Here is a 4,439-nt window from a genome sequence, read left to right on the forward strand (position 1 = left end):
CGTTGGCTACACTGACTCCTTGGCCCTTGGCCCTTGGCCCTTGGCCCTTGGCCCTTGGCCCTTGGCCCTTGGCCCTTGGCCCTGCCGCCTCACTCACTCTCGTCGGTATGCCGCCGGAACTCCGTCTTGTGGCACTTGGGGCAGGGCGGGATGTGGCCCGGTTCGTGGAAATGCATCAACTGCCCGCAATTGCCGCAGCGCAGTGTCCCGGGGCCGGTCATCTCGCCGCTGCGGTACAGCGGGCCCGATTTGAGCTCGCGGTTAAAGGCCTCCATCTCGAGGCGCGTGCGGTCGGCGGCGCGCACGAACAGATCCACCAGACCGTGCTCGACCATCGACAGATCGATCTGCGCCCATTCACGCAGCTCGCGGCCCGTGCGCGAGAGGTAATCGCCGGCGTCGTGCAGGTCGCGCTTGAGGTAACCGGCGACCTGGTCCGCTTCCTCGCGCGTCACCTCACCGAGTTCCACCGTGCTCGTGCGGGCGCGGTCGACCGCATCCTTGAGCGACGGACGCGTCTCGTTCTCCAGGATCTCGCGGGCGCGCTCGAGCATGCGGCGGTAGGCGCGGACAAGGTGCGGGCTGGTCACGTCCTCGTGGGTCTTGCGGTCGTCGGCCATGGGCGTTTCTCCGGTCGGAATCGGTTGGCTTCCCAACGCCATTGTAGCGCCCGCAAACGGCGTTGTACCGGCATTCGCGAGCAGGAAATGCCAAGCACCGTAGGCCGGCTTGCGACCGAAGGGAGCCAGCCGGCGGACGAGGTATCGACCTCGTGCAGGTACATGCCGGCTGTTGCCTTCGGCAAAAGCCGGCCTACGATCCTTGGCCCTTGGCCCTTGGCCCTTGGCCCTTGGCCCTTCGCCCTTCGCCCTTCGCCCTTCGCCCTCAGCCCCCTCCCGTTTGAGCACCCGCCCGGGTAGTTTATGATGTCGCGCTCACCGCACCGACCGCACACCGCCCGCTGACGGGCCAGACAGGCGACAAAACCCGATGGAAGCGAACTACGACCCCCACGCAATCGAGCGTGCCGCGCATGACGAATGGGCCCGACGCGACAGTTTCCGGGTGACGGAAGACCCTTCGCGGGAGAAGTTCTACTGCCTGTCGATGTTCCCGTACCCCTCTGGGCGGCTGCATGTCGGCCACGTGCGCAACTACACCATCGGCGACGTCATTACCCGCTACATGCGCATGCGCGGCTACAACGTCCTGCAGCCGATGGGCTGGGACGCCTTCGGCCTGCCGGCCGAGAACGCGGCGATGCAGAACAACGTACCGCCGGCCCAGTGGACGCGCGAGAACATCGAATACATGCGCGGCCAGCTCAAACGCCTCGGCTTCGCCTACGACTGGTCGCGCGAGGTCGCCACCTGCGATCCGTCCTACTACCGCTGGGAGCAGTGGTTCTTCACGCGCCTGCTGGAGAAGGGCCTCGTCTACCGCAAGAGCGCCGTCGTCAACTGGGACCCGGTCGACCAGACCGTGCTCGCCAACGAGCAGGTCATCGACGGCAAGGGCTGGCGCTCCGGCGCGACCGTCGAGCGCCGCGAGATCCCGCAGTGGTTCCTGCGCATCACCGATTACGCCGAGGAACTGCTCGACGAACTCGACCGCATGCCCGGCTGGCCGGATGCCGTGCGCACCATGCAGCGCAACTGGATCGGCAAGTCGCGCGGCGTGCAGATCCGCTTCGACGTCGCCGCCGAGGCCGCCGAGCCGCTCGAGGTGTTCACGACGCGCCCGGACACGCTGCTCGGCTCCACCTACATGGCCGTCGCCGCCGAGCACCCGCTGGCGCTCGCCGCCGCCGAACACGACGCGGACCTCAAGGCCTTCGTCGATGAGTGCCGCCACGGCACCACCTCCGAGGCCGATCTCGAGACGCAGGAAAAGAAGGGTATGCCGCTCGGGCAGGAGGCGATCCACCCGATCACCGGCGACCGCCTGCCGATCTATGTCGCCAACTTCGTGCTGATGGCCTACGGCACCGGCGCGATCATGGCCGTGCCCGGCCACGACGACCGCGACCACGCCTTCGCCCGCAAGTACGGCCTGCCGATCAAACAGGTCATCGACGCCGCCGACGGCGCGCACGTCGATGTCACCGACGCGGCCTACACCGACTATGGCCGCGTCGTGAACTCCGGCGACTACGACGGACTCACCACCGAAGAGGCCTTCGATCGCATCGCCGCCGATCTCGCCGCCGACGGGCGCGGCGAGATCCAGACCCAGTGGCGCCTGCGCGACTGGGGCGTCTCGCGCCAGCGCTACTGGGGCGCGCCCATCCCCGTCATCCACTGCGACGCCTGCGGCCCCGTGCCGGTCCCCGCCAAGGACCTGCCGGTCACGCTGCCGGAAGACATCGAACTCCCGAAGAGCGGCGGCTCCGTGCTCAAGCAGGACCCCTCGTTCTACGAGACCGAGTGCCCGCAATGCGGCAAGGCCGCGCACCGCGACACGGACACCTTCGACACCTTCTTCGAATCGTCCTGGTACTTCTCGCGCTACGCCTGCGCCGACAACGATCAGGCCATGGTCGATGATCGCGTCAACTACTGGATGCCGGTCGACCAGTACATCGGCGGCATCGAGCACGCCATCCTGCATCTGCTCTATGCGCGCTTCTTCCACAAGGTGATGCGCGACGAGGGCCTGGTGAACTCGGACGAGCCGTTCACCAACCTGCTCACCCAGGGCATGGTGCTGAAAGACGGCGCCAAGATGTCCAAGTCCAAGGGCAACACCGTCGACCCGCAGGAGATGATCGACACGGTCGGCGCGGACACCGTGCGCCTGTTCATCATGTTTGCGGCGCCGCCGGAGCAGACGCTGGAATGGAGCGACGCCGGCGTCGACGGCGCCCACCGCTTCCTCAAGCGCTTGTGGAAAGCGGTACACGATCACCTGCAGGCCGGCCCGGTCGACGCATCGGCCCGCGCGCCGGAGCACCTCAACGACACCCACAAGGCCCTGCGCCGCAAGCTCCACGAGACGCTGGCGAAGGTCACCGACGACATGGGCCGGCGCTATACCTTCAACACCGCCGTCGCCGCCGTCATGGAGCTCATGAACGAGCTCGGCACTGCCAACGACGGCACCGCCGCCGGTCACGCCGTCACGCGCGAAGTGCTGGAACACGTCGTGCTCATGCTGGCGCCGATCGTCCCGCACATCGCCAACAGCCTGTGGCACGAACTCGGCTACGAAGAGAGCGTCGCCGAAAAAGCCTGGCCGGAGGTCGACGAAGGGGCGCTGGTGCGCGATACCGTCGAACTCGTGGTCCAGGTCAACGGCAAACTCCGCGACCGCGTCTCCGTCGCGGCCGACGCCAGCGAAGAGGCCATCCGCGAAACCGCGCTCGCCGCCGACAACGTCCAGCGCCACACCGAGGGCAAGACCATCCGCAAAGTCATCGTCGTCCCCGGCAAACTGGTCAACGTGGTGCTAGGCTGACTCCATGACCACCACCCGCCAGCCCCCGGCCGAAAGCGATTTCGCCGGCCAGAGTGCCGCCGCCCGTGACCCAGGCGGCTGCGCCCCCGTAGGTCGGGCTTCAGCCCGACAAGCCGAAGGCACGGCGCAAAAATACTCCGTAGGTCGGGCTTACAGCCCGACACCGGATTGCCCGCGCGGTGTCGGGGGGAATACCGGGGCGGGGAACCTGTTTGCGCCGTGCAAGTGCTTTGTCGGGCTAAAGCCCGACCTACAGCGCCCCGGAACGCAGCGCCCCGGAACGCAGAGTGCGCGAACACGGAACGCGGCAACCCAGAGCCCGAGAACACGACCAAACCACCCCCTGCGCGTGGCCGCGGTCGTCCTCCTCGCCGCCACCCTCACCGCCTGCGGCTGGAAACTCCGCGGCAGCTACAACCTGCCGCCGGGCATTACCCCCATCGCCGTCGCCGGCGGCAGCGTCGCCGAGGAACTGCGCACCAACCTGCGCCGCAGCAATGCGCTCGCCCAATCGAGCGAAGGCCCCGCCGCCTCCGATCTCGAAATCCTGAAAGAGGGCGACAGCCGTCGCGTGATCTCGGTCGACTTCAACGGCAAGGTCGACGAATACGAGGTCCGTTACGAAGTCCGCTGGCAGCTCACCGCCAAAGGCAGCGACGACAAGAGCCGCCGCATCCTCATCGCCCCGACCACCTACCGCGCAAACCGCAGCTACGATTACAACGCCAGCACCGTCCTCACGACCAACGAGCAGGAACAGCGCCTGATCGAGAACATGCGCGAAGACATCGCCCAGCGCATCCTCTTCCGCCTCCAGGGCGTCCAGCTCACCGACAACAGCTGACCCGCGACCCCACCGTAGGCCGGCTTGCGACCGAAGGGAGCCAGCCGGCGACAGCGTTCGCGGTTGCCGCCCCATCGAATCCTCGGGAACGCCGGCTGTTGCCTTCGGCAAAAGCCGGCCTACGCACTGCACCCCACCG

General features: G+C 67.4%; 3 protein-coding genes. 2 read left to right on the top strand and 1 reads right to left on the bottom strand.

Going from position 1 to position 4,439, the window contains the following annotated elements; translation table 11 throughout:
* Window positions 1-89: 89 nt before the first annotated feature.
* Window positions 90-620 (bottom strand): zinc ribbon-containing protein, encoded by a 531-nt coding sequence (locus A0W70_RS16310; RefSeq protein WP_067564344.1) that lies wholly within the window; start codon window positions 618-620, stop codon window positions 90-92.
* 370 nt (window positions 621-990) lie between these two features.
* Between A0W70_RS16310 and leuS the strand changes: the two genes are divergently transcribed.
* Window positions 991-3,456: a leucine--tRNA ligase gene (leuS, locus tag A0W70_RS16315; RefSeq protein WP_067564348.1), complete on the top strand. Its 2,466-nt coding sequence runs from the start codon at window positions 991-993 to the stop codon at window positions 3,454-3,456.
* Between the two features lie 349 nt (window positions 3,457-3,805).
* Window positions 3,806-4,300, top strand: a complete 495-nt coding sequence (locus tag A0W70_RS17050; protein WP_067564351.1) for an LPS-assembly lipoprotein LptE — start codon at window positions 3,806-3,808, stop codon at window positions 4,298-4,300.
* Window positions 4,301-4,439: the final 139 nt, after the last annotated feature.

Origin of the sequence: Halofilum ochraceum (assembly GCF_001614315.2) — a bacterium.
Lineage (GTDB): Bacteria > Pseudomonadota > Gammaproteobacteria > XJ16 > Halofilaceae > Halofilum > Halofilum ochraceum.

Bases quoted from the DNA above. Each gene is read 5' to 3' on its own strand.
- A0W70_RS16310 (WP_067564344.1), bottom strand. From the start codon at position 620: ATGGCCGACGACCGCAAGACCCACGAGGACGTGACCAGCCCGCACCTT.
- leuS (WP_067564348.1), top strand. From the start codon at position 991: ATGGAAGCGAACTACGACCCCCACGCAATCGAGCGTGCCGCGCATGAC.